At 71.8% G+C, this 23789-nt stretch carries 16 protein-coding genes; 4 read left to right on the forward strand and 12 right to left on the reverse strand.

Annotated features, from left to right (window positions below):
• The first annotated feature begins 14 nt into the window (after positions 1-14).
• Positions 15-560 carry a polysaccharide biosynthesis/export family protein gene (locus ACMGDM_RS00830; protein ID WP_436802242.1) on the forward strand — a complete coding sequence of 182 codons (546 nt, stop codon included), beginning with the start codon at positions 15-17 and terminating at the stop codon, positions 558-560.
• 28 nt (positions 561-588) lie between these two features.
• A complete protein-coding gene (locus ACMGDM_RS00835) occupies positions 589-1818 on the forward strand; it encodes an outer membrane beta-barrel protein (RefSeq protein WP_436802243.1) in 1230 nt (409 codons plus the stop codon).
• On the opposite strand, the gene ACMGDM_RS00840 is transcribed toward ACMGDM_RS00835, so the two are convergent.
• The 8 genes from ACMGDM_RS00840 to ACMGDM_RS00875 all read right to left on the reverse strand — a co-directional run bounded on the left by ACMGDM_RS00840 (position 1714) and on the right by ACMGDM_RS00875 (position 14769).
• The gene (locus tag ACMGDM_RS00840) at positions 1714-2880 is read right to left on the reverse strand and encodes a glycosyltransferase (protein ID WP_436802244.1); all 1167 of its coding nucleotides are present in this window, start codon (positions 2878-2880) and stop codon (positions 1714-1716) included. The genes ACMGDM_RS00835 and ACMGDM_RS00840 overlap by 105 nt on opposite strands.
• Positions 2881-2899: 19 nt before the next feature.
• Positions 2900-7426, reverse strand: coding sequence for a tandem-95 repeat protein (locus ACMGDM_RS00845; protein ID WP_436802245.1), 4527 nt, complete (start codon positions 7424-7426; stop codon positions 2900-2902).
• Between the two features lie 333 nt (positions 7427-7759).
• The gene (locus ACMGDM_RS00850) at positions 7760-9490 is read right to left on the reverse strand and encodes a hypothetical protein (RefSeq protein WP_436802246.1); all 1731 of its coding nucleotides are present in this window, start codon (positions 9488-9490) and stop codon (positions 7760-7762) included.
• A 1-nt stretch (position 9491) separates the two neighbouring features.
• The gene (locus ACMGDM_RS00855; RefSeq protein ID WP_436802247.1) at positions 9492-10772 is read right to left on the reverse strand and encodes an O-antigen ligase family protein; all 1281 of its coding nucleotides are present in this window, start codon (positions 10770-10772) and stop codon (positions 9492-9494) included.
• Complete coding sequence (locus tag ACMGDM_RS00860; RefSeq protein ID WP_436802248.1) at positions 10769-11890, reverse strand: acyltransferase family protein; 1122 nt, start codon at positions 11888-11890, stop codon at positions 10769-10771. The genes ACMGDM_RS00855 and ACMGDM_RS00860 overlap by 4 nt, the downstream gene beginning before the upstream one ends.
• A 10-nt stretch (positions 11891-11900) precedes the next feature.
• Entirely contained in the window at positions 11901-12926 is a 1026-nt protein-coding gene (locus ACMGDM_RS00865) for an NAD-dependent epimerase/dehydratase family protein (RefSeq protein WP_436802249.1), read from the reverse strand.
• Entirely contained in the window at positions 12923-13291 is a 369-nt protein-coding gene (locus ACMGDM_RS00870) for a DMT family transporter (protein ID WP_436802250.1), read from the reverse strand. The genes ACMGDM_RS00865 and ACMGDM_RS00870 overlap by 4 nt, the downstream gene beginning before the upstream one ends.
• Positions 13288-14769 (reverse strand): UbiA family prenyltransferase, encoded by a 1482-nt coding sequence (locus tag ACMGDM_RS00875; RefSeq protein WP_436802251.1) that lies wholly within the window; start codon positions 14767-14769, stop codon positions 13288-13290. Before ACMGDM_RS00875 ends, ACMGDM_RS00870 begins: the two co-directional genes overlap by 4 nt.
• A gap of 336 nt (positions 14770-15105) precedes the next feature.
• On the opposite strand from ACMGDM_RS00875, the gene ACMGDM_RS00880 reads away from it, so the two are divergent.
• Positions 15106-16713: a glycosyltransferase family 39 protein gene (locus ACMGDM_RS00880; RefSeq protein ID WP_436802252.1), complete on the forward strand. Its 1608-nt coding sequence runs from the start codon at positions 15106-15108 to the stop codon at positions 16711-16713.
• Here ACMGDM_RS00880 and ACMGDM_RS00885 read toward each other — a convergent pair.
• On the reverse strand, positions 16680-17825 hold the full coding sequence (locus ACMGDM_RS00885) for a glycosyltransferase family 4 protein (protein ID WP_436802253.1): 1146 nt from the start codon (positions 17823-17825) through the stop codon (positions 16680-16682). The genes ACMGDM_RS00880 and ACMGDM_RS00885 overlap by 34 nt on opposite strands.
• Positions 17826-18689, reverse strand: a complete 864-nt coding sequence (locus ACMGDM_RS00890) for a hypothetical protein (RefSeq protein ID WP_436802254.1) — start codon at positions 18687-18689, stop codon at positions 17826-17828.
• A 143-nt stretch (positions 18690-18832) separates the two neighbouring features.
• Between ACMGDM_RS00890 and ACMGDM_RS00895 the strand changes: the two genes are divergently transcribed.
• Positions 18833-20191 carry a lipopolysaccharide biosynthesis protein gene (locus tag ACMGDM_RS00895; RefSeq protein ID WP_436802255.1) on the forward strand — a complete coding sequence of 453 codons (1359 nt, stop codon included), beginning with the start codon at positions 18833-18835 and terminating at the stop codon, positions 20189-20191.
• 449 nt (positions 20192-20640) lie between these two features.
• On the opposite strand, the gene ACMGDM_RS00900 is transcribed toward ACMGDM_RS00895, so the two are convergent.
• Both ACMGDM_RS00900 and ACMGDM_RS00905 read right to left on the reverse strand, forming a co-directional pair.
• The gene (locus ACMGDM_RS00900; RefSeq protein WP_436802256.1) at positions 20641-22953 is read right to left on the reverse strand and encodes a GumC family protein; all 2313 of its coding nucleotides are present in this window, start codon (positions 22951-22953) and stop codon (positions 20641-20643) included.
• 19 nt (positions 22954-22972) lie between these two features.
• Positions 22973-23698, reverse strand: coding sequence for a LuxR C-terminal-related transcriptional regulator (locus ACMGDM_RS00905; RefSeq protein ID WP_436802257.1), 726 nt, complete (start codon positions 23696-23698; stop codon positions 22973-22975).
• Positions 23699-23789: the final 91 nt, after the last annotated feature.

A 23789-nucleotide genomic window follows, 5' to 3' on the forward strand; every position in this document is an offset into this window, starting at 1 on the left:
AGGGGGGATGAAGGATGCGGACGTGGCTGGGGCTGGCAGCGGCTGGGCTGTCGCTGGCGGGATGTGCGAGCGAGTATCGCGGGCTGGCGCCGCTGCCCGAGGTGGCGGCGAGCGACTATCGGCTCGGACCGGGCGACGAGCTGCGCGTCAGCGTTTTCGGGCTCGACGCGGTCAACAACACCTATATCGTGAGTGACACCGGCGCGATCGCGCTGCCGCTGCTCGAGCCGATCGCGGTGAGTGGTGAAACGGTGCGCGAGGCCGAGCGCGCCATCGCCGCCGAGATCAGCCGTCGCCAGCTCGTCAACCAGCCGCGCGTCAGCGCGCAGGTGCAGAGCTATCGCCCCTTCTTCATCACCGGCCAGGTCCAGAAGCCGGGCCAATACGCCTATGTGCCCGGCATGACGCTGATGACCGCGGTGTCGATCGCGGGCGGCTACACCTTCCGCGCCGATACGAACCGCGCGGTCGTGCGCCGTGCCGGCAGCAAGGGCGTGGCGCAGCCCGACGCGCGCATCCTGCCGGGCGATGTCGTCACCGTGGCCGAGAGCACGCTGTGACGGCATCGTGCGGGGCGGGAGCGCCGCCGTGTCGCTGAGGCTGCTGCGCTGCGTGATGCTCACCGCCGGCGGGGCGATGTGCTGCGCGCAATCGCCCGCCGACCCGCAGCGCTCCACCGCCATCGCCGATCTGCCCCGCCCCGGCTACGAGCCGCGCACGCTGACGCTCGGCAGTATCGTGGTGACGCCGCGGGTCGATCTCGGCGCGACCTACAACGACAACATCTTCGCGACACGGACCGGCGAGATCGGCGACGTCGTGTTCAACCTCCAGCCCGCGCTGGAGGGCCGGCGCCAGACGACGAGCAGCGACCTGCGGCTCGCCGCCAACGCCAACCTCATCCGCTACGCTCGCTACGACCGCGAGAACGTCACCACCTTCCGCGGCCTCGCCGACTGGCGCGGCGACGTCGCGCCGCGCCAGTCGATCCGCGCGCGCGCCTCGTTCGACCGCAGCTACCAGCGCCGCAGCGACCCCGAGGCGGACTTCGGTGCCGGCCGTCGGCCGACGCTGATCGACATCGCCGAGGCCGGGCTCGACTATCGCTACACCGGCGCGCGGCTCGGCATGCTCGCGAGCGCGACCGCGACCAACTACAACTTCCTCCCCGCCGCCGACGCCGACCGCGACCTGGCGGTCTATCGCGTCGCGCTGCGCGGCTCCTATGCGGTGAGCGGGCGCACCAGCGTGTATCTGCAGGGCTATGCGGTGCGGCGCGACGCACGGCTGCGCGTGGACCGCTATGGCGTCGACCGCGACGCCGCGACCGCGGGCGCGCTCGCCGGCGTCTCGTTCGACGTCAGCTCGCGCGTGCAGGGCGAGCTCGGGATCGGCGCCTTCCGCTCCGACCCGTCCGACCCGACGCTGCGCGCCTTTTCCGGGCTCGCCGCGAGCGGGCAGCTCACCTGGCAGCCGCGCGTGCGTACCGCAATCACGCTGGACGCCTTCCGCGGCGACGTTGCGACGATCCGCGCAGGCGCGATCGGGCGGGTCGATACCCGGCTCAGCCTCGCAATCGACCAGGAGCTGCGCCACGACATCCTCGCGCGCGCCGCGGTCGGGATCCGCGACATCGCCTATCGCGGCGCGATCGACCGCGACCAGCGCTTCCGCTTCGCCGAGCTCGAGGGTACCTACCTGCTCAACCGTCACCTAGCCGTGCTGGGCAACGGCAGCTTCACCCGGCGCGACGCCGACCAGCCGATCGAGCGGTTCAGCCGCTGGACCGCGACGCTCGGGCTGCGGCTCACCTACTGAGGCGCGCGCGCCGAGCAGCGAGTCGATCAGCGCGCGCCACTCAGCGGTGATCGCGGCGGGGGCGTAGCGCGCCGACGCGGCGCGCGCCGCGACCCCGATCCGCTCGCGCATGGCCGCGTCCGCCACCAACGTCTTCAGGGCGGCGGCGAGCGCGGCGACGTCACCCGTGGGGGCGAGCAGCCCGGTCTCGCCGTGCGCGATCATCTCGTCCGGCCCGAAGGCGCAAGCGAAGGCCGCCGCGGGGATGCCCGCCGCCATCGCCTCGCCGAGCACGTTGGGCATGCCCTCGTAGCGCGACGACAAAGCGAACACTCCCGCCTGGTCGAGCCAGCCGCCCGGTACCGCGCTGTTGCCGGGAAGCGTGACGCGCGCTCCGAGGCCGAGCGAGTCGATGCGCGCGTGGAGCGTCGGCCGCCCGGGCCCCTCGCCCCAGATCACCAGCTTCCATTCGGGATGTGTCGGCGCGAGCCGAGCGAAGGCGTCGATCAGCAGGTCGAAGCCCTTCTGGTGATCGAGCCGGCCGACGCCGACGATCGTCCGACCCGGTCGGCGCTCGCGCGTGGGTACCGCCATCGGATTGCCGATCACGCGCGCGCGGCGCCGCATGCGCGCGTCGAGCAGGCTCAGGCTCGCGCGTGTCTGCATGACGATCGCGTCGGCGCGGGGCAGCAGCGCGCGCAGCATCATGCCCCAAGCGCGGCTCGCCGGCTGCGCACGCGGGTTATTGCGCTCGGACACGATCAGCCGGTGCCGCCGCCCGAGCGAGGCGAGCAGCGCCACCACGTTGATCTTGGTGAGAAACGACACGACCACGTCGGGGCGGAGCTCGCCCAGCGTGCCGCGCAGCGCGGCGACGCGGCGCGCGACCAGCAGCGGCCCCGGCGCCGATCCGGGCGGCAGGTCGAGCCGGACCAGCGGGACGCCCGCAGGGAAAGCGTGGAATACTGGGTCGGCGGGGCGGTCGAAGCTCACCACCGTCACCTCGTCGCCGCCGCGCACCAGGGCGGCGGCGATCAGGCCGACGACGCGCTCGGCGCCGCCGGCACCGAGGCCGGCGAGCACGAAGACGATCGAGCGCGGCTCAGATGATGTGGAAATCGGTCACTCCCAGCACTGGCTTGGTCGACAGCAGCGCGACCTGCACCATCGCCGCCCCGCCGGCGCCGTCCGCGTCATAGTAGAGCGCGCCGGTGGTCTGGTTGTAGACGAGATGCTGGTCGGCGGTGGTCGCCGCGCCGCCGATCGCCAGCTCGGACACCGCGATCGCGCCGGTGCGCCCGGCGAAGGCGGTGAAGACCGCGCCCGCAAGCACCAGTCTGTCCTCGCCCGCCATGAAGTCCTTGATCGTGTCGCGCTCGTTCGCGGCCCCGAGATAGTCGAACACGAAGCGGTCCGCCCCCGCGCCGCCGATCAACTCGTCGCTTCCGGCGCCGCCGACGAGCGTGTCCGCTCCCGCCCCACCCTGGAGATAGTCGCCGCCGGCCTCGCCATAGAGGATATCGCTGCCGTCCATGCCGATCAGCAGGTCGCCCCCGAGCCCGCCGCGGATGACATTGTCGCCCGCGTTGCCCGTCATCGTATTGGCGAAGTCGTTGCCGGTGGCGCTGAGGTTGGCGCTGCCCAGCATGGTAAGCTGCTCGACATTGGCCTCCAGCGTGAAGTCGACGCTGGTGTAGACCAGGTCGGTACCCTCGCCATAATATTCGATCACGCGATCGCCCACGTCGTCGACGTAAAAGGTGTCGGATCCGACCCCGCCGTACAGCAGGTCGGCGCCGCCGGCGCCGTCCAATATGTCGTTGTTGGCGTCGCCGTACAGCACGTCCGAGCTGGCGTTGCCGGTCAGCACGTCGTTCCCGCCGAGCCCGCGGATCGTCCACAGGTCGTTGGTCGGCGCGATGAAGGTGTTGGCGCTGTTGCTGCCGGTGTAGCTTTTCGGCTCGGGCAGGTTGTGGAGCGAGATCGTGAAGCTGGCGTCGAAGGTCGCGCCCGCGGCATCGGTGACGCGCGTCTGGATCAGGTGCGAGGTGGCGGTTTCATAATCGAGCAGCGCGCCGTTCGCGACCGTTACCGCGCCGGTCGTCGCATCGACCGCGAAGCGCCCGCCGGCGTCGTCGAGCAGACGGTAACGCAGCGTCTCGTCGTGATCGACGTCATAGCCGCTGAGCGTGCCGACGACCGTGCCCGTCGCAGCATTCTCGTCGACGCGGGTGCGATCGAGCGTCAGCGCCGAGGGGGCGTCGTTGGCGCCGACGAAGGTGAGCGTAACCGAGGCGGTGGAGGTCGCCCCCGCTCGATCGGCGACGGTATAGGCGAACCGATCCACCACCGTCTCGCCCGCGCGCAGCGCCTGGTAGCTCACTGGCGTCGCCACCTGGATCGTCGTGCCCGCGAGCGTCAGCGCCAGACCATTGGCGGTGGTGCCTGCGACCGAGGCGAGTCGCAGCGTGTCGCCGGGATCGATGTCGCGGTCGTTGGCGAGCAGCGCGGCCGCGGCGATGCTCGTCACGCCCTCGTCGATCGAGAGCGGGTCCGCCACCGCCACCGGCGCGTCGTTGACGTTGGCGACCTGGACGTTGACCCGCCCGATCGCGGTCTCACCCGCGCTGTCGGCGATCGTGTAGGTCAGCAGCGCGGTGCCGGCGAAATTGGCCAGAGGCGTGAAGACGACGTTGCCGTCGGCGTTTATCGTGGCGGTGCCGCCCGACAGCGCCGCCACCCCGGTCAGCGCGAAGGACGCGCCGTTGCGGTTGGTGTCGTTCGCCAGCAGCGCCGCGGCGGTGATGACCGTCGCCTGGTCCTCGGTCGCGGCGACCGTGTCGGCGCGCGCGATCAACACCGGCGGCGTCCCCTGCGAGGCGAGCGGATCGAACAGCCGATTTTTGACCCCGGTCGCCTGATCGTCGCCGCCCTGCCCGCCATAATCGGTCCAGCTCACCAGGAACCCGCCGTCACCGGTGCCGGTGATCGCCGGGTCGACCTGGCTCCCGAGCGTCTGATGGTTGACCAGGAACTCGCCGCCCACCGCGGCGCCGTCGCTGGCGAACACCTGCGCCTTGATCCCGGCGGTGCCGCCCTCGGCGCCGACGCCGCTATAGTCCGCCCAGCTGATCACGAAATTGCCGCCGGCGAGCGCGCTGATGGACGGCGCGAGCTGACCCGCGAGCGTCGTCGTGTTGGCCAGCGTCTCACCGCCAACCCGACCGCCGGCGGCATCGTACAGCTGGAAGCGGATGCCGAAGTAATCGGCGTCGCCGCCGCGCGCGCTGTTGTCGGCCCAGGCGATCGCGAAGCCACCGGTCGACAGCGCCGCCACCACGGGCGCCTGCTGCGAGCCCGCCGTCTCGGTGTTGACCAGGAACTCGCCGCCGATCCTGCTGCCGTCGCTGCCGAACAGCTGCGCCTTCACCGCGTCCTTGCTGGCGTCGCCGCCCTGCAGGCTGCCGTCGCGCCACGTCACGACGAAGCCGCCGCCCTGCAACCCGGTGACCGCGGACGAATCCTGCGCGCCGCCGGTGGCGGTATTGACGAGCAGTTCGCCGCCGGCACGGTTGCCCGCGGCATCGTACACCTGCGCCTTGACGCTGGTGGCGCTGGCATCGCCGCCTTGCAGGCTCGCGTCGGTCCAGGACACGACGAAGCCGCCGTTCGCCAGCGCGGCGATCACCGGCGCCTTCTGCGCGTTGAGCGCGGCGGTGTTGACCAGCAGCTCGCCGCCCACCGCCGCGCCGCTGGCGTCGAACAGCTGCGCCTTGACCGAGCTGGAAGAGCCGTCGCTGCCCGCGTTGGCGTCGCTCCAGGTCACCGCGAAGCCGCCCGAGGCGAGCGCGGTCACCGCGGGCGCATCCTGCGCGTTCAACGTCTGGGCGTTGACGCGGAACTCGCCGCCGATCTTGCTGCCGTCCGCGGCGATGAGCTGCGCCTTGATCCCGAACGAGCTCGAGTCGCCGCCGACGCCGCTGCCGTCGGTCCAGACGATCACCGAGCGACCGTCGGCCAAGGTCGCCACCGCGGGAGCGAGCTGGCTCGCCGCGATGTTGGTGTTGGCCAGCACCTCGGGCGCGCCCGAGTAGCGATATTCGTGGACCGCGTCGGTCAGCCCGAAGGTGAAGGTCTTGTCGAACGTGTCGCCGAACGTGTCGGTGGCGCGCACCGTAATCGACACGACCGGGTTGGTCTCATAGTCGAGCGCGAGGCTGTCCTCGACGATCAGCTTGTTGCCCTCGATCGCGAACGCGCCGCCGGTCGAATCGTCCACGAGGCGGTAGCTGTAGCTCGCGTTGAGTGCGCCCACGCCCGAGAAGACGGCGACGATGCTGTTCTCCACCTCGGTCTCGGAGAGCGCGTTGCGCGACACCTCGATGTCGGTGATCGCCGGCGTCGTCGGCGCGAACAGCCGTGCCTTGAGCCCGCCGTCGACGTCGCCCGAGGCGGTGCTGTAGTCGGTCCAGCCGACCAGCAGCGCGCCCGAGGCGAGCACCGTCACCGCGGGCATCTCCTGATTGCCGCTCACCACCTCGTTCGCCTGGAACTCGCCGCCCATTTTTTGGCCGAGCGAGTCGAACAGCTGAGTCTTGATGCCAAAGCCGCTGGCGTCCGCGGCGATGTTGCTGTTGTCGCGCCAGCTCACCGCGAAGCCGCCGTCGGCGGTGGCCGCGATGCTTGGCTGGTCCTGCGCGTTGAAGGTCGTGGTGTTAACGCGGAATTCGCCCCCCGTCCTCGCCCCGGCGGCATCGTAGATCTGGCCGCGCAGCCCCGAGGCACTGGTATCGCCCGTTCCGCTGCTGTCGCGCCACACGATCGCGAAGCCACCGCCGGCGAGCGCGGTGATCACCGGCTGGTCCTGCGCGCCCAGCGTCGTGCTGTTGACGAGCAGCTCGCCGCCCAGCTTGGCGCCGGTGCTGGAGAAGAGCTGCGCCTTGATCGAGGTGCCGCTCGAGTCGCCGCCCAGCCCGCTATAGTCGATCCAGGTCGAGACGAAGCCGCCCGAGGCCAGCCCGGCGAGCGCCGGTGCGACCTGGCTGCCGGTGATGGTGTTGTTGACCAGGAACTCGCCGCCGATCTTGGTGCCGGTGGAGGAGAACATCTGCGCGCGCACGCCGCTGCCCTTGGCGTCGGGCGCGGTCGCGCTGGCATCGACCCAGCTGACGATGAAATTGCCGCCCGCGAGTGCGGTGATGGTCGAGTCCGACTGACCCGCGACCGTCGTGGTGTTGGCGAGGAACTCGCCGCCGACGCGCGCGCCGGCGGCGTCGTAGATCTGCGCCTTGACCGAGCCGCGGTCGGCGTCACCGCCGAGCCCGCTGGCGTCGCTCCACGTCACGACGAACCCGCCGGTCTTGAGCGCGGTGACGCTGGCGCGATCCTGGTTGTTGCCGGTGGCGCTGTTGATCAGGAACTCGGCCCCGACCGCGACGCCAGTCGAATCGAAGCGCTGCGCCTTCACGCTGGTACCCGACGAGTCGCCGCCGCTGCCGCCCGAGTCGGTCCAGATCGCCACGAAGCCGCCGTCCGCCAGCGCGGCGAAAGACAGGTCGGTCTGCACCCCCGTCCATGTCGGGTTGACACGGAACTCGCTGCCCGCGCTCGTGAACGCGCCGTTCGCCATACGCCCCTCCCCCGAAAAGCGCCGTCCGCCGCAGCGTGACCGGCAACGGGAAGCTAGGTCCGCAGCGGGACGGCCGGTAGTGGGGCATCGGTGAGCGCGGCCACTCGGAAGAGGTAGCCCTTCGACGTCATCAGGCGGCGTTCATGGATCTCAGCTGACCGCCGAGACGTCCGCGCGTAGTTCCCCCGTCATCACGGACTTGTTCCGGGATCCACCGTCCCGCGCTCTCGCCGGAGGTTAAGCTCGCGGCAGGGTGGACCCCGGAACAAGTCCTGGGTGACGGGAGGATGAGGGCTTTGCAGCGGTAGGGCGGAGTGTTGCGACGAACGGCCGCTACCGCACCGTGACCAGCACCGAATCGATCGCGTCGCCGCCGTAGCGGCCGATACAGTCGATCTCATAGGCGCGCGTCGCCTTGACCCTCACGACGCGCGCACCCGTCTCGGCGGCCGCGGCGCCGTCGAGCTTGCATGAGCGGATGTTCTCGCCGCTCCACCGTAGCGTCACCGCGCCGCCCGCTGCGACCTGTGCCGGATCCGCGCTGAGAGCAATCGACGGCAGCGGCCCCGGGTCCGCGATCGCGCGGCCGCAGGCGGGGTGCGGCACCAGCGACGGCTGCACCATGACGGTCGCGCGATCCCCCGCGAGATTGGAGAGATAGGCTTCCAGCTTGGTATAGCCGTCGCCGCCGAGCATGTTGCGATCGTTCGGGTTGGACGGCGACCGGCCGTGCGCGACCTCCCACTCGTCCGCGATGCCGTCGCCGTCGCGGTCGGTCGGCGCGGCGCCGCCGCTCAGCACCGGCCAGCCACCGACCTGCGCCGGGTCGTCGAGCACCGCGCCGCGACATGCGACCAGGCCGGCGACGACGCGCGCGTCGGCAGCGTCACGCCGCGGCCGAGTCGCCCCCACCGCGGCGACGACGCGGCGGTAGGCGGTGCCGGCGTCGTCGATCTCGCTTGCCGCCATCGAAAGCGTGCCGATCGGCGCCGCCGAGACGTAGCGCCGGTCACCGGGCTCGAGCACCAGCCGCTCGTCACCGCGGTCCTCGGGACGGTGGACGTCGAGGTTGCCGCGCAGGTGGATCCGGAATTGCGCCGGATAGTCGCGGAAGTAGTTGAGCAGGTAGAGCTGCGTCGTCGCCTCGGACGAGGGGCCCATGATCGCGCTGTTGCCGATCGCGTTGACGTCGAGGTCGCCAAAGCGCGTGTACAGCTCGGCGTTGTAGCGCGCCGAGTTGAAGATCACGTTGTCGATCATGTCGAACTGCCCGCGCAGGTTGACGAGCGGGTTGCGGCGAACGTTGCTGGCGATAAGATTGTGGTGGAACGTCACCGCGCGCGCGCCATAGCCGAAATAGGTGCCGCGGCTGTGCGGGCCGCGGTTGGCGCGGTTCAACCCCTCGGCCAGGATCGACCATTGCACCGTGACGTTGCGGGTCTGGCCGCAGCGACCGGTGTCATGCCCCGCGCCGACGATGTTGATCCCCTCGTCGGTCGGCCAGGAGGTCGAGAGGTGGTCGAGGATCACGTCGTGCGCGCCCCCGCTGATCTGGATCGTGTCGACGTTGTCCGACGAACGCGGGGAAGCGCCCGGGCGCAGGCGGAAGTGGCGCAGCACCACGTCGTGCGTGCGCACCAGCATCGGCGCATTGCCCGAGGCACCGTTGCGCAGCGCGATCCCGCCCGGCGAGGTCTGCCCGGCGATGGTGAGGAACGGTTGGGTCACCTTGATCCAGTCGCGCAGCACGATCGTGCCGCTGACGCGGAACACGCAGGTACGCGCCCCGCTCGCCTCGGCGCAGTCGCGCAGCGAGCCCGGGCCAGAGTCCGCGAGCGTCGTCACCGCGAACACGCGCCCGCCGCGTCCGCCGCGCGCGTAGCGGCCGAAGCCCTGCGCGCCCGGGAAGGCGGGCAGCGTGTGGGGCGCGTCACTGGTATCGCAGTCGACCGGGAAGCTCTCCTCCGCCGCCGCCGGCACCGCGACCCCGCTCTCGACAGCGGGCAGCAGCAGCGCGCCGAGCAGCAGCAGTGCGGCGACGAGCAGGACGCGCATCCGCGTCATCTCACGCCTCGACGCGGCGCGAAACCAGCGCGCCCAGCACGCGTGGCGTCGGCCGCACCGCACCGCCATGTGCCATCGCCAGCGACAGGATCACCGGCACCGACCAGAGCCGCGCGTACATATGCGGGCTGGCGGCGGAGAAGATCAGGAAGGTCACCAGCACCGCCAGCACCAGCCCGGCGACGTCGCGCTCGCGCCGCAGCGTCGACAGCGCCACCATCACCAGCACCACCAGCATGCCGAACCAACCGAGCAGCGCGACCAGCCCGCCCTCGACCCACACCAGAAGGTACATGTTATGTACCGGCGCCTTCAGCTTGCTGACCACGCGATGCTGGTCGACGCCGACGCCGCCGAACGGATGCTGCGCGATCATCGACCAGGCATCGTCGATCAGCGCGACGCGGCCGGTGAAGGTGCCGGCCTCGCTGATGTCGCCGCTCTCGATCGCGCCGGCGACGCGCTTGTTGAAGGTCTCGGGCAGCATCAGCCCGGTCTGGCTCACCACCAGCGCAGCCGCGAACAGTCCGCCCACCACCCAGCGCGGCAGCCGGATGCCCGCGATCACGCCGAAGATCGCCAGCCCGATCGCGGCGCTGGAGAAAGCGGTGAAGGAGGCGGTCAGCAGCAGCGCGATCAGCAGCACCGCGAAAGCCACCAGCATCGCCGCGGTACGCAGCCGCCCGGCGCGCCACAGGAACAGGACGAAGGGCAAGGTCATCGCGATAGCGGCACCGTTCCAGTTGGCGTCGGTGGCGAAAACGCCGAGCCGGCGATTGCCAGAAAGGAAGTCGAGGCCCAGCACCTTGCGTGCGACCTCGAACGAGGCCTGGAAGCTGACGTAGATGAGGATGCCGAACCCCTCCATCGCCACCATGCCTGCCACCAGCGCGCGCGCCAGCGTGGTCGCATAAGCGCGGCCGTGGCCGGCGATCGCGAACGGCAGCACCGCCCAGGCGAAGGCATATTGCATCGCCACGATCAGCCAGCGCGACGGATCGCGCGCGCCGAGCGAGGCGACAAGCAGCCCCGCCATCATCATCGTGAACGACATCAGCCACGCCGGCTGCAGCGCGCCGAACGGCTGCAGCGGCAGGCGGTGGCGCGAGGCGAGCAGGCCAAGCCCCAGCAGGAACAGCAGATCGCTCAGCGTGAACATGATATCGAGCGAGGGCCGCCACGACAGATAGGAGGACAGCGCCACCGCCAGGATGATCGGCCGCGGCACCTCGGCGGCCGTCACGGCCCGCAACCGCGGCATCGGGAGCGCGGCGGCGGTCACGCGCGCTGCGCTGTCATGGTGGCGTCGGTCGCCGGATCACCACGCGCGATCCGGTCGGCGCGGTAGATACGCTGGCGGAAGAAGCGCTCGTACGGCCAGCGTTCGAGCCAGAGATGGACGACATGGCTCGCCACCAGCGACCCGCCCGCGACCAGCAGCGCGAAGGGCAGCATCGAAAGGAGCCAATCGTCGGTGAACAGGCCGTGGCGCACGAACAGCTTGCGCAGCGCGAGATAGATATAGGGGTGGACCAGGTACAGGCTGTAGCTGATCGTGCCGAGATAGGCGAAGACGCGGTTGCCGAGCAGTCGTTCGGTCCAGCTCTCCGGCGCCACCGCGCAGTAGAAATAAGTCGCGGTCAAGAGGATCAGCGGCACCACCACGGGGTCGCGGAAATCGCGCCACCAATATTCGTAATGCGCGTGGCTCGCCAGCGCGGTCATGCCGGCGAAGGCGAGCAGCTCGACCCAGCGCGTCGCGCGGCTGCCGTCGGGATAGCGCCAGCGCAGCAGCCGGATCGCAACGCCGGCGACGAAATAGAGCGCGATCGGGAAGGCCAGCACGAAGGCCAGCGCCGCCGCCACCGCCAGCGTCCCGGTCAGCCGGTCGCGCCGCTTCACCGCCAAGGTCACCACCGCGCAGGTGAGCGCGTAGAACATCACCTCGTAGCTCAGGCTCCACGCATTGGGGGTGAGCTGGTCGGTGCCGGTGAAGAGGTTGGTGAAGGTGAAGCCCGCGACGACCGCCAGCGGCGTGTTGATCTTGGGATAGGCGTTCGTCACCGCATTGAGCGCGACGAATAGCACCGACAGTACCGCGAACAGCGGGTACAGCCGCAGCCCGCGACGCAGCGCGAACTCGCCCGGCGCGTAGCGCAGCGCGCTCGGCAGGATGACGAAGCCGCTGATGACGAAGAACAGCATGACCCCGAAGGTGGCGAGATGCCAGGGCGCGCGGGTGAGCGCGACATAGGTCGCGTTGTCGGCGTAGACGTGGCGGGCCGGGCCGCCGATGATGTGCGCGAACACCACCATCGCCGAGGCGAGCCCGCGCAGCCCGTGCGCCGCGACGACATGCTCGCCGCGCGCTCCCTTCCCCACGACCGACGCCGACCTCACGCGCGCACTCCTAGCTGACGCCGCGGCTGGGCGCGGCGAGCGACACCGCCGGAGCGTCGTGCGCGCGCGCGGACTGCGAGCGGAAGTGACGATAGGCGTCGAACAGGATGTCGGCATCACGGCGGCTCGGCGACCAATCGAGCGCAGCGCGGGTCGCGGCGGTGTCGAGCACGTAATCCGCGTCGGCGATCGCGAACTGCTCGGGGTAGAGCAGCGGGACACCGGCCCGGTCCATCGTCGCCAGCGTGCGCTGCACCAGCCTCGCCGGGGTCGGCAGCACGACCGAGCGCGAACCCGCGCGCGCGATCAGGGAGCGCAGCAGCTCGCGCACCGTCGGCGGCCCGCTCGAGCCGAGATTGAACGGCCCCGGCGGCAGCCCGCGGTCGGCGGCGCGGATCAGCGCGGCGACGCAATCCTCCACCGCGATCATCTGGTAGCGATTGCGCCCACTGCCGATCATCGGCACCGGTAGCCCCAGCGCGATCAGCCGGAACAGCTTGGCGAGAATGCCCAGCCGCCCCGCCCCCGCGATCAGCCGCGGGCGGAACACGGTAGCGCGCAGACCGAACTCGTTCGCCGCCGCCGCGATCAAATGCTCCGCGTCTACCTTGCTGCGGCCATAGGGTCCGATCGGCACCTGCTGGTGCGACGGCGGCACCGGCGTATGGACCGGCACGCCATAGGTCATGTCGGTCGACACGAAGAGCAGCTGGTGCGCCCCGCCGGCGCGCATGGCCCCCAGCAGCGCGCGCGTGCCCGCGACGTTGACCGCGGCGAACCAGCCGTCGCGGTCGTGCCGCGGCACCGCGCCGTGAAACTGGCGCGCGGCGAGATGATGGACGACGTCGTCGCGGCCGAGCCGCAGCCGCGCGAGGTCGTCGGCCGACGCGACGTCGCCGAGCACCACCTCGCCCACCGCGGTGCGCGGCGCGACCTGGTCGAACACGGTGACGCGCTCGCCGCGCGCCGTCAGCGCGGCGGCGAGCCGCTCGCCGAGGAAGCCGGCACCGCCGGTGATGACGTGGCGGCGGGTCACGCGGTCTTCCCCACGACGAGCACGCCGAGGCAGATCAGCGCGATCCCGGCGGCGCGTGCCGGCCCGACGGTCTCGCTGAGGAACAGCACGCCGAGCACCGCGGCGAGCACATAGCCCATCGACAGCATCGGATAGGCGACGCTCACCTGCGTCCGGCTCAGCACCACCAGCCACAGGCCGATGCTCGCCGCATAGCAGGCCATGCCGGCCCACAGCCACGGGTTGACGACCAGGCTGGTGCCGAGTGCGAGCGGCTCGGACAGCGCTGGCAGCACGCGAAAGGTCATCGCTTTGCGCAGCGCCACCTGGGCGAGCGCGTTGAGCGAGACGCTGACGACGATCAGGGCAAACAGCGCCAACGTCACGCGAAGCGCCCCCCGACCGCGACCAGCCACAGCCCCGCCACCGCGCCGGCGTGCCACCAGCTCACCCGATCGCGCAGCGCGAAGATCACCGGATCGTCGTCGAGCGCGCCGCGGTGCGCCAGCAGCCACACGCGCATGACCCACAGGCAGAGCACCGCCGGGATGACGTACAGCGCGCCGTCGAACGCGTAGAGCCCGCTCGGCATCGCGTCGACCGACATGTACATCACCATCACCAGCACCGACACCACGCCGGCGGCGACGCCGAGCGCGAGCGTCAGCGGCTCGTCGCCCGGCAGATAGCCGCGGCCGTGCACCGGGCGGCCGCTGCGCGCCGCCTGGACCAGCTCGGCCGAGCGCTTCGCCAGCGCGAGCGAGAGGAACAAGGTGGCGGTGAAGGTCGCCAGCCACAGCGAGACCGGGTGGCCGATCACCACCATGCCGGCGACCACGCGCAAGGTAAACAGCGCGGCGATCGCGGCGACGTCGACCAGCGGCTCGCGCTTGAGCCGAAACGAGTAGAGCAGCGTCAGGGCGGCGTAGCAGGACAGCGTCGCCCCGAAGGCCGGGGTGAGCAGCCAGCCGCCGATCAGCCCGGCGCTCAGCAGCGCGGCGGCGAGCGGCGCCGCGATGGCGAGCGGGATCAGCCCCGCGGCGAGCGCGCGATAGCGCTTGCTCGGGTGGCGGCGGTCGGCGGAGAGATCCGCCAGGTCGTTGATCAGATAGGTCGCCGAGGCGACGACGCCGAACAGCACAAAGGCAGCAAGCGCCTGGAGCAGCAGCGCCGGCGCGAGGAACTCGTGGCTCAGCACGATCGGCGCGAGCACGAGCAGGTTCTTGCTCCACTGATGCAGCCGCAGCGCCTTGACCCAGTCGCGCGCGCGGGCCGTGCGGCGCGGCAGCACCTTGGGTGCGATCCCCTCGCGCGCCAGCAGCCGGGCCACGCGGGGTCGCTCGCCGGCGAGCAGCACGCCCGCGGCGCGGCGCCACACCGGCACGTCCGCGACGCTGTCGCCGACATAGTCGAAGCCGTCGGGGAAGCGACGCGCCAGCGCCTCCGCCTTGGCGTCCGCCTTCAGGTTGTCGGCGCCGTCGCTCCCGGTCGCGCTGTCGAACAGGTTGGTGGCGCTGGCGACCCCGTCGGCGATGAGCTGGTCCGCGGCGGTGACGAGATGCACCGCGCCACCCGCGGCCCGCCGCTGCGCGATTGCCTCTACCACCGCCGCGTCGAGCGGCAGCGCCTCGCAGTCGAGCCCGGCCTGGAGCATCGCCGCGCGCTTGAACGCTGCGCGCCCCTGCGCGAGCGCGCCCACCACCACCGGCATGCGCCGCGGATAACGGAACGCCAGCGTCACCAGGCACTCGTGCAGCGTGTCCGTGCGCACCAGGCTGTGATCGAGATCGACGACGAGCGGCCGGCACGATGCCGGCGCATCACCCCGCCCCTCTGTCAGCGCCAGAGTCGTCACGTCGTCCATCCGCTGCCCCCGAACCTTCGGCCCGGGCGAGGATGCGGGATCGCGCCGGCGAAGTCGCACGGTCAGGCGGGTAGCGTGCAGCGCAACCGGGCTAATGCGATCGGCCGCGGCTACCCCCAATGATCGCGCGCCCGCTTCGCCCGCGCGCTTTGTTCCGCGGCGGCATTGGATAGATACGTGGTCGCCACGATCGCTCTCCCGTCAGGCCGGGCCGGACTCGGCAGCCTCGATCGCGCGTGCGGGACGGCTGGCGCGCGGCCGGCGCTCCCGCCGCGGCGGCGGGGTAGACGGCGAGCGCGGGCGACGTGGCCGATGAGGCTGGAAGGGGGGCGGACAATGGCGAGTGTGGCTGCGGCGATAGTACCGGCGCGCGCGGGCGGGACGGCACGGTCGCGCGCGCTGCCCGCCGCCCTGATCGCGCTCGCGCTGGCGCTGGTTGGACTGTTCGGCCGGCTGATGACCTATCAGCTGCGCCACGACGAGCAGATGTACCTGCCGATCGCCACCATGCTGGCACACGGGCGGCTCTACGACGATTATGGCTTCAACAACCTGCCCAACCTGCCGCTGCTGATGCAGGCGGTGTTGCGCGTCACCGGCGCGGAGCAGGTGCTGCTCGCCGGGCGGCTGACGATCTTCGCCGGCTGGCTGGTGGCGGTCGCGGCGATGCTGCTGCTGGTGCGGCGGCTCACCCGTTCCTGGCCGCTCGGCGCGCTCGCCGCGCTGCTGCTGCTGACCCACCCGCTGCTGCTCGGCCCGGCCGGAATGCTGGTGACCAACAACTTCCTGCCGCTCGCCTTCGTGCTGATGGCGACCTATCTGCTGATCGACGGGGCCGATCGCGACACTCCCGCCCCGCTGCTGGTCGCGGCGAGTGGCCTGTGCCTCGGCATCGCGGCGGGCTTCAAGGCCAATTACGTGTTCGCGCTGCCGCCGTTCGCGTTCGCGGCGCTGCTTGCCCCCGCGCGACTGTCGCCCGCGACGCGACGGCGCGGCGTGACCCTGCCCTTCGTCGCGGGCGGGATCGTCGGCGCGCTGCCGCCGCTCGCCTATCTGTTAAGCGATCCGAGCGGCTTCGTCACCCACGTGCTCGGCTATCACAGCGGCCCCCACGTCGCTTACTGGAGCGCCAACGCCGACCTCGACGGCGCCAAGGTCCTCGATCTGCCGGGCAAGCTCGTGCTCGCCGCCAAGGTGTGGCTGATCTCGCCCGCCGGGCTCGTCGCCGCCGCGCTGGCGCTGGCGGCGGTCGCGTCGTGGCGGCTGCGCGATTACGGCGCGGCGCGGATGCGCTGGCCGCACCGGCTGATCGTCGCGCTGCTGCTCGGCGGCGTGCTCGTCTCTTTCGTACCGAGCCCCGCCTTCCCGCAATATTACGCCCCGCCGGTGCCGTTCGCGATCGTGCTGGCCGTGTCGCTGGTGGCGCGCCTGCAGGGCCGCGCGCGCGCCGCCGCACTGCTGCTGCTGCTGAGTGCGCTGCTGCTGTCGGCGCCGCGGCTGGCGCTAGGCTGGCCCGACGCGGTGCGCAGCGCGCGCTGGACCGGCACGATCACGCACGACCAGGGACAGCGCCTCGCCGCGCTGCTGCGGGTCGAGCGCCGCGCCGGCACGGTCGCGACGCTGGCGCCGCTCTACGCAGTCGAGGGCGGGCTGACGGTGCCGGCGGCGCTGGCCACCGGGCCGCTCGTCTACCGCGTCGGCGACTATGTGCCGCTGCGCCAGCGCCGACACTACGCTCATTGGGTATCGCCGACCACGATCGACGCGCTGCTCGCGGCGTCGCCGCCCGCGGCGGTGCTGGTCGGGTTCGAGGGCAAGCTGGACGATCCGCTCGCCTCGTTCGCGCGGTCGCGCAATTACCGCGCGGTGGTGCTGCCGTGGCTGCGCGACCGCTACGGCAGCGGCACGCTCTACCTGGCGCCGACGGCGAGCATCTCGTCGTAGAGCGCCATGATCGCGTCCGCGTGCGCCTGCTCGCCGAACCGCGCGCGCGCGTCCGCCCCGGCGTCGCGCGCGATCCGTGCCGTCAGCGCGGCGTCACAGAGGAGGCGTGCGCAGCCGTTGGCGAGCACGTCTGCATCCTCGGCGGGCACCAGCAGCCCGGTGCGCTCGTGCACGATCGCCTCGACGTTGCCGCCGGAGCGGGTCGCGACCACCGGCGTGCCGACCAGCATCGCCTCCACCAGGGTGCGGCCGAACGGCTCGTCGACCGCGGGCACCATCAGCACGTCGCTCGCCGCCAGCCAGTAACCGCCGGGGGTGCGGTGACCGAGCAGGTGGACCCGCTCAGCGACACCCGACGCTGCCGCCCGCGCGCGCACCTGCTCGCCCATACCGTCGAGCGCCTCGCCGAACATCACGCCGGCGACGTCGAGTTCGGGGTGGCGCGCGTGCAGCGCCGCGATCGCGTCGACGAACAGCAGCGGGCGCTTCCGCTCGATCATCACTCCGGCATAGGCGACGTAGCGGCTCCCCCCGCCGGGCGGCACCAGCGCTGCCAGTGCGGCGCGTGCCGCGGCGCGATCGTGATGCATGTCGTGATCGAACGGGCTGCGGATCACGCGCGTGCGCGTCGCGGCGGAGTATCGCCCCGGCCGCGGCGCCGAGAAGGACGAGACCGACACCACCCGGTCGGCGAGCAGCGGCGCCACGACGCGTAGCCCCATCGCGTCGGGCGCGCCGCGGTGGTGCCACAGCAGCCGCGCGCGCGCGAGCTTGGCGGCCAGTCCCCAGGTGGCGTGGCTGCGCCCGTCGTTGCTGTGGACGATACCGATCCGGCGCGCGCGCAGATAGTCGCGCAGGCGCAGCGAAGTCGCGACCAGCCGCGCGGCGCCGACGGGCGAGACGGCGCGGCCGTGCGCCAGCTCGGGTGACAGCGGGGCGGGCTCGGTCGCGATCCCAGCCTCGGCGAAGAAGCGCGCCATCGCGCCCTCGGGGTGCTGCAGCAGCACGAGCGGCGTGTAGCGGGCGCGGTCAAGCCGGCGGATCAGCCCCGCCGCGGAGACGTGGCTGCCGCCGATCAGGTCACCGACGAACGGGAAACAGACCGTCGCCACTCACGCACACCAGGTCGGCAGCGGCGCCTCCAGCGCGAGCCACTCGGCCTCGGCGCCGCCGTTGAAACGGTCGGCGATCTCGAGCCGCGCGCCGTCGTCGGAGACGCGGAACAACGTCGCGACGTGGCGCCGCTTCAGCGTGCGCGCGAGCAGCAGCCACGCGCCGGGGCCGGACAGGTAGCTCACCGTGTGGGCGATGCCGAGGCGCAGTTGCTCGACGCTGAAATAGCCGGGGTGGAGCAGGTTGGCGACGCGCACCAGGTCGAAGCGGCGGTGATAGGCCACGGTCGGCGCGAAGATGTCGTTGCACTCGATCGTCACCCGCGGGCGCTCGGCCAGCCGCGGGCTGACCAACCGTACGGGGCTCGCCCCCGACGCCCCGGACGCCACGAGCCGGCGCGCGCGCGCGCCCAGCGTCGCGTTGAGCGCGCTGCGGACGCCGCGCATGCCGGTATAGCGGTCGGCACGGCGGAACCACGGGCGTACCGGCAGGCCGAACAGGTCGTGCTGGATGGGCGCTCCGCCGTCGTCGAGCAGCGTGCGCACGCCGGGCAGCACGCGGACGAGATGGCCGCTGACCGAGCGATCGGTCCCGGTCACGCGCGCGTCGATCCCCGCCTCGCGCAGCCGGTCGTAGAGCGCCAGCGTGGTCGTGCCCGACGAGACGCCGACGTCGAGAACCTCGCGGATCGGACGCGCCGACTGGCGCAGCAGCGCCACGCAGGCGGCGTCGAGATCGGCGAAGCGATCGTGCGCGGTCGTCTTGTAGGTCGCGTTGCTGGTGCGCAGCTCGTTGAAGAAGCTGTCCTCCTGCGCGGGCCAGATCTCCTTCGGATCGGCCGCGAAGAATCGCGCTGCGGTCATCGGCATGTTGAATCCCCCGGGTTGGTCGCAATTCTAGCGCAGCCGCCGCGGCGATCGCGCGGCGATTCGGGATTACGCCCGCGGGTCGCCGCCGCGACCGCCCGCTTGCGCTAGAAAGGGCGCACAAGAAGGGGGGATCTGGCGTGAACGGCGAGCGGTTGCGGACGGCGGCGAGACGGGCGCTCACACCGGCGCGGTGGCGCGCGCTGCTGGGCGAGCGGCGGGTGCGCGCGGTCGGTCACCTGCTCACCGGCACCGCGGCGACGGTGGCGATCACGCTTCTCACCGTCGGTCTCGCCGCGCGCGCGCTCGGGCCTGCGGGCTATGGCGTGCTCGCACTGGTGCTGACGCTCGGCCAGGCGTGCGAGCGGCTGCTGAGCTTCCAGTCGTGGCAGCCGCTGATCCGCTACGGCGCCGCGCTCGACGGGCCCGAGCATGAGCGCGACTATCGCAGCCTGCTCAAGTTCGGCCTGCTGCTCGACCTGGCCGGGGGCGCGCTGGCCTGGGCGGTGGCGAGCCTGCTGGTGCTGGCGGGCCGGCTGCTGTTCCACCTCGACGCGAGCACGATGCTGCTCGCGCTGGCGTACATGGTGTCGCTACTGTTCAACCTGAACGGGATCAGCACCGCGATCTTCCGCCTGACCGGCCAGTTCCGGCTGGTCGCGCGCGTGCAGGTGGTCAACGCGCTGGTGCGGCTCGCCTGCGTCGCCGCCGCTTATGGCGCCGGCGCCGGGCTGGCCAGCTTCGTGCTGATCTGGGCAGTGACGCAGGCGCTCGGCTCGCTCACCAACTTCGCGGTGGCGTGGGGAGTGCTGCGGCGGACGGGGCGACACCGGCTGTGGCGCGCCTCGCTGTCCGGCCTGCGCGAGCGCTTCCCGGGACTGTGGCGCTTCGCGCTCGGCTCGAACCTGTCGCTCAGCCTGTGGGCCAGCGCGCAGCAGGTCGATACGTTGCTGGTCGGCTGGCTCGCCGACCCGGTCTCGGCCGGCCTGTTCCACATCGCCAAGCGGATCAGCCGGGTCGTCCAGCAGGTCGGCAGCCAGGTCGAGTCGGTGGTCTACCCCGATCTCAGCCGGCTCGCCGCGGCGGGCGAGCAGCGCCAGTTCAATCGTGTGCTGTGGCAAACCGAGGCGATTCTGGCGGCGTTCGGGGGCGCCTGCTTCCTCGGCGCGCTGCTGCTCGCGCCGACGCTGCTACGGCTCGCCGCCGGGCCGGGCTTCGCCGCCGCGGCGCCGCTGCTGACGGTGCAGATCGTGGCCGTGTCGCTGACGATCAGTGGCGCCGCGAGCCGTGCGGCGCTGCTCGCCAAGGGCGCGCAGTCGGCGGTGCTGCGGGTCGTCGGCGCGGCGACCGCGACCTTCTATCTCACCGCTCCGTTCCTGGTGCTGTGGATCGGCGCGATGGGCGCCAACATCGCGCACGTGTTGTTCGGCACGGTGTGGCTGGCCGGGCTGACGCTAGCGCTCCGCCGCCTGCCGCGCCGCGCGGCGGCAGTCGCCTGAGTGGCCGGGGCGGGTGGAGCTCCCGCCGCGAGCCGGCTACGTTCGTCGTCGAGGCGCTCCTGCCCGGAGCCTCGTCGTCCGGCGTGGCGCCGGGCTCATGGTGCCACCGACGCGCCGGTTGTCGCTGTTGCGGGAGCATGGATCCGGCGCAAGGCCGGAACGACGGGGGTGAGATCCTCTGCGAGCGCACGAAGCGCGACGGCGGGATCGCCGCCCTCCTCCGCATGCAGCAGCCCGACGCCACGCGCACCGACCGATAGCGCCATCGACTCCGGCGTGCGCCGGCGCATGATTACGCTTGACCGGATCACAGGGCTTCCACCCCGGCCGGCTTGGACAGAATGTCCGAGCCTGACGCCCCCTTCGCGAAGGCGACCGGACGATGGCGTCAGGTCGACGCGCCGCGGAGGCTCCCGCGCGAAAGCCCGCTCACCCCCGCGCCGCTCCGCTCAGTTCAGATGCAGCGAGGTCGCCGCGTTGGCCGCGAGGCGGCGCGCGCCGCCGCTCACGCGGCGCCAGCCGCGTCGCGGCATCGCACGATCATAATAGCTCGACGAGCGCGCGACATGGTGGATCATGTCGCCGTAGCGCCGTCCCGCGTGCGCGGCGACGTCGACCATGTTGATCACCGCGCCGGTGATCGAGCGGCCGAACACCTGCACCGCGACCCGCGCCGCTTCGGGATCGGTCTTGCCCCAGCGCAGCACCAGCAATGTCGAGTCCGCCACGTCGGCGAGCATCTTGGCGTCGCGCACCGGCAGGATCGGCGGGGCGTTGAGGATCACGAGGCTGTAATGCTCGCGCAGCTGCGCGATCAGCCGTGGCAGCCGCGGCGAGCTCAGCAGCGCGCCGGGATCGATCGGCGCCTGCCCCGCCCCGAGCGACGCGAACGGCTGGCCGTCGTGCGACACACTGAGCTGGTCGAACGAGGCGTCGCCGGCGAGATACGCCACCACGCCGGTCTGCGGCGCCTCGCCCGGCGCGGCACTGCCGAGCGCGAGTTCGGGACGGCGCAGGTCGAAGTCGACCACCACCACGCGCTGGTCGACGCGCGTCGCGGTCGCGGCCAGGCTCTTCGCGATCGTGTTCTTGCCCTCGGCCTCGAGCGGCGAGGTGATCACCACCACGTGCGATGGGCTGGTGCGGCGCCCCTCCAGCTCGATCAGCAGGTTGCGCATCGACTCGGCAAAGCGCGAGCGCGGCCGCCGGTTGACCAGCTCGTGGCTCGCTGCGCCCGAATCGTCCTCCAGCCGTGTGTCGGGCACCATCGCCAGCGTCCGCACGCCGAGCAAGCGCTCGACCTGCTCGGCGGTGCGCAGCTTGATGTCCATCATCTCGACCACCAGCGCCAGCACGGCGCCGAGCGCGACCGAGGCGAGCAGCGCGATGCCGAGCGCCTGCTTGGGCAGCGGTGAGCTCGGCGTGTCCGGGATCGGCGCGCGCGACACCACCGCGATGTCGGCCTTGGTCTGCGGGTCGAGGCTGAGCTTGCCGTTGAGCAGCGCCGCGACCGAGCTGTAGAGCGCGTTGGCGGTCTCGGCGCGGCGTTCGAGCTCGCGCAGCTGCACCGCGGCGGCGCCCTGCGCCAGCGCGGCGCCGCGGATCCCCGAGGCGCTCGCCGCCATCGCCGCGGCGCGCGCCTGGCTCGCCCCTGCCTGTGCGCTGAGATCGGTGCGGATGCGCGCGCTCTCCTGATCGATGCGCGTGCGCAGTGCAGCGATCTCGGCGTTGACCTTGGCCACCTCGGGATAGCCAGGGCCGTAGAAGCCCGTCAGCTCGCTCTGCCGCCGTGCCAGCGTCGCCTCCTGCTCGCGCAGGCCGGCGAGCAGCGGCGAGCTGGCCGAGTCGCCTGCCTGCGCACGACGCGCCTCGGCGATGCCGTCGGCGCGGGTCTGGCCGACGAGCCCGGCGAGCTGCGACGCGCTCGCCGCCGCGCCCACCTCGGGCTGCGACACGAGCAGGCCGTGCGACCGGCGGAAGGTGGCGACCGCGCGGTCGGCCGCGACCACGGCATCGCGCGACTGCGCCAGCCGCGCACTGAGATCGTCGATCGTGGCGACGCGCGAGTCGGTCGACTCCGCCAGATGCGATCGGATGTAGGTGTCGGCAACGCGGTTGGCGATCAGCGCCGCCTTGCGCGGGTCGGCGGACGAGGCGGTGATGTTGATCATGCTCGAGCGCGCGACGCGGCTGACGTCGAGCCGCTCGATCAGGCGGTCGACCACCGCCTCGTTGCGTGCGCGCTCGACCGCCTGCGGCGTGACCGCGGCGGTGACCGTCGGCGGGTTGATCCAGCCGAGCACGCGGTCGACCAGGCCAGGCCGGGCGTCGCGCGGCGGCGCGAACTCGGGGTCGTCGCCGAGGCGCAGCGTGGCGGCGACCTCGCGCGCGAGATTGCGCGACTGCAGCAGCTCGACCTTGGTCTCGATCGCGGTTTCCTGGCTCGGGCTGACGATCGCGGTGGGCAGCGCGGCGCCGGTGGTATTGGCGTCGTCGGGCTTGACGATGATCGTCGCGGTGGCGCTGTACACCGGCGTGGTGCGCAGCACGACGAAGAGCGCCGCGGCGACGCCGAGCAGCACCACCAGCGCGATCAGCGCCGCGCGCCGATAGAGGATGCGCACGATCGAGGCGAGGTTGAGATAGCCCGACCGTGTCCCCGGGTGCGCCGAGCGGGCGTCGGCCCAGCCCTGCTCACCCGGGTCGATGTCGCCATGCCGCACCACCGCTGGCGCCGCGTTGGGCGTGCTGAGTTCGAGCATCGGAGCCCCCTTCGGCTGCTTAGAGCTGCATCTCGTGCGACGCTGCGCGCTCGCGCCCGTGCGGCTCGGCCGCCGCGGCGACGCGCGGCGACACCGCGCCCTCGTTCGGCTGCGCCAGCCCGCGACTGAGCGCCCAGACCGCCGCCTGCGTGCGGTTGAGCACGTGCAGCTTGCGCAGGATCGACTTGACGTGGACCTTGACGGTCGCCTCGGTGATCGAGAGCCGCCGCGAGATCACCTTGTTGGGCTCGCCCTGGATGAGCCCCTGCAGGATCTCGAGCTCGCGCTCGGACACGTTGACGTCACCCAGGTCGATCTCGGGCTCGGCCGCGCCGGTCTCGAGCCGCAGCGAGGCGAGCTCGTTGACGACCTGCGACGGCACCAGCTTCTCGCCGAGTACGATCAGCTTGAGCATCTCGGTCAGTCCGGCAACCGAGGTCTCGATGCTGAGATAGCCGTCCGCCCCCGCTCGGATCGCCTGGGCGACCGCGGCGCTCTCGCACGCGCGCGCCATCACCGCGAGGCGAACCTGCGGCCAGCGCGCGCGCGCGTCGCGGCACATCCCCGTCGCCTCGCCGGGCGGTGCGCGCAACAGCACCAGATCCGGGACGGGGGCATCGCACGCTGCCGCGCAACTGCGTGCCACCCCGATGACGTCGAACCGCTCACCCCCGAGCAGCCGACGAAGTCCCTCGCCTTCGATCTCATTCGGCGACACAATCAACAGGCCGATCCGTCCGCTCATCTGCTCCCCCTGTGAGCCGATCGTCCGGTGTCTCCGCACCGCCCCCCACGATCGTTTGTACGTAATGTCGCGACCCGCTCTACGTAATATT

The organism is Sphingomonas larreae (genome assembly GCF_051400595.1).
Taxonomy (GTDB): Bacteria; Pseudomonadota; Alphaproteobacteria; order Sphingomonadales; family Sphingomonadaceae; genus Sphingomonas.

What these genes read in the sequence shown, in the direction of transcription:
- ACMGDM_RS00830 (WP_436802242.1), top strand. Translation starts at nt 15, where the DNA reads ATGCGGACGTGGCTGGGGCTGGCAGCGGCTGGGCTGTCGCTGGCGGGA.
- ACMGDM_RS00845 (WP_436802245.1), bottom strand. Translation starts at nt 7,426, where the DNA reads ATGGCGAACGGCGCGTTCACGAGCGCGGGCAGCGAGTTCCGTGTCAAC.
- ACMGDM_RS00850 (WP_436802246.1), bottom strand. Translation starts at nt 9,490, where the DNA reads ATGACGCGGATGCGCGTCCTGCTCGTCGCCGCACTGCTGCTGCTCGGC.
- ACMGDM_RS00875 (WP_436802251.1), bottom strand. Translation starts at nt 14,769, where the DNA reads ATGGACGACGTGACGACTCTGGCGCTGACAGAGGGGCGGGGTGATGCG.
- ACMGDM_RS00880 (WP_436802252.1), top strand. Translation starts at nt 15,106, where the DNA reads ATGGCGAGTGTGGCTGCGGCGATAGTACCGGCGCGCGCGGGCGGGACG.
- ACMGDM_RS00890 (WP_436802254.1), bottom strand. Translation starts at nt 18,689, where the DNA reads ATGACCGCAGCGCGATTCTTCGCGGCCGATCCGAAGGAGATCTGGCCC.
- ACMGDM_RS00900 (WP_436802256.1), bottom strand. Translation starts at nt 22,953, where the DNA reads ATGCTCGAACTCAGCACGCCCAACGCGGCGCCAGCGGTGGTGCGGCAT.
- ACMGDM_RS00905 (WP_436802257.1), bottom strand. Translation starts at nt 23,698, where the DNA reads ATGAGCGGACGGATCGGCCTGTTGATTGTGTCGCCGAATGAGATCGAA.